Origin of the sequence: Sphingomonas endophytica, assembly GCF_001476895.1 — a bacterium.
Classification (GTDB): domain Bacteria; phylum Pseudomonadota; class Alphaproteobacteria; order Sphingomonadales; family Sphingomonadaceae; genus Sphingomonas; species Sphingomonas endophytica_A.
In genome coordinates this window covers 1-988 of sequence record NZ_LDTB01000152.1, presented here as the reverse complement: position 1 = coordinate 988, position 988 = coordinate 1, and the positions used below count along the sequence as shown (strand labels likewise).

Genomic DNA, 988 nt, shown 5'->3' with positions numbered 1-988 from the left:
GTTCGTGCTGCCGGCCGGCGGGCTGCGGATCGAAGGCCGGGTCGGCTCGAGCAAGATCCCGGCCAACCAGATTTCGTTCGCGATCTACAAGGGCAGTCAGTTCGACGGCTCGGACCGCGGACCCCTGGTTTCCGAACGTATCGTCCGTGGACGTCGTCGCTGCTGCCTGAGGGCACCTATTACATCGTCTCCAACTATGGCGACGCCAACTCGGTGTTGCGCTCCGACATTCGCGTCGCGGCGGGCAAGGTGACCGACGTCACCGTCACCCATCGCGCAGCCGTCATCACGCTCAAGCTGGTCAGCGAGAAGGGCGGCGAGGCGCTCGCCAACACCGCGTGGTCGGTGATCACGCCGGGCGGCGACGTGATCAAGGAATCGATCGGCGCGTTCCCGCGCGTCGTGCTCTCCGAAGGCGAGTATCGTGCGATCGCCAAGAACGGGGGTAAGGTTTTCTGGCTCCCGTGTCAACGTCGTCAACGGCGTGGACGGCGAAGTCTAGGTCGTGGCGCGCTGACTCCTGACCGAATTGCATTTCACGCAACTGTCATAGTCTCTAACACGAACTAACCATCGCGCGAATTTGTGCTGTCATAATCGCTGGCGGCGACGCACCGCATCGCCATTTTTACATGACGTTAAGCTGCGGCATGACTTGGATGCCACGGGGATTTTTGTTTGAGCATGATCTTTTCGGAAAGCCGCTTCGCACTTTTCCGGGTCATGCTTTAGGCGTGCCCTCGACGCGCCGGCCGTGCAAATGACGACGGTTTGGTACAAGCGATCGTTGCAGAAAATCGTTACACAGTCTTGCCGATCATGTTCTAGTGTGACACGGCGACGCCCCGCGGCCGGACGCGCGGGCACCGGGGATGGGAGCGAACCGATGGACGTCAAGGCTGTTCTGCCGCCGCGAGGCCGCGACTATCGGCTCGATGTTCTGCGCGGCTTCGCGAATTGGGCGATCTATCTCGATCACATCCCGAAC

2 protein-coding genes are annotated in these 988 nt (G+C 61.2%); both read left to right on the top strand.

Annotation, left to right across the window (positions count from 1 at the left end; genetic code table 11):
* Positions 1–570 (top strand): hypothetical protein (locus NS334_RS17930; protein ID WP_206542690.1); only part of this gene is annotated, 570 nt, incomplete at its 5' end.
* A 190-nt stretch (positions 571–760) separates the two neighbouring features.
* The coding region (opgC, locus tag NS334_RS19460; protein ID WP_428835068.1) for an OpgC domain-containing protein at positions 761–988 on the top strand (228 nt) is incomplete at its 3' end.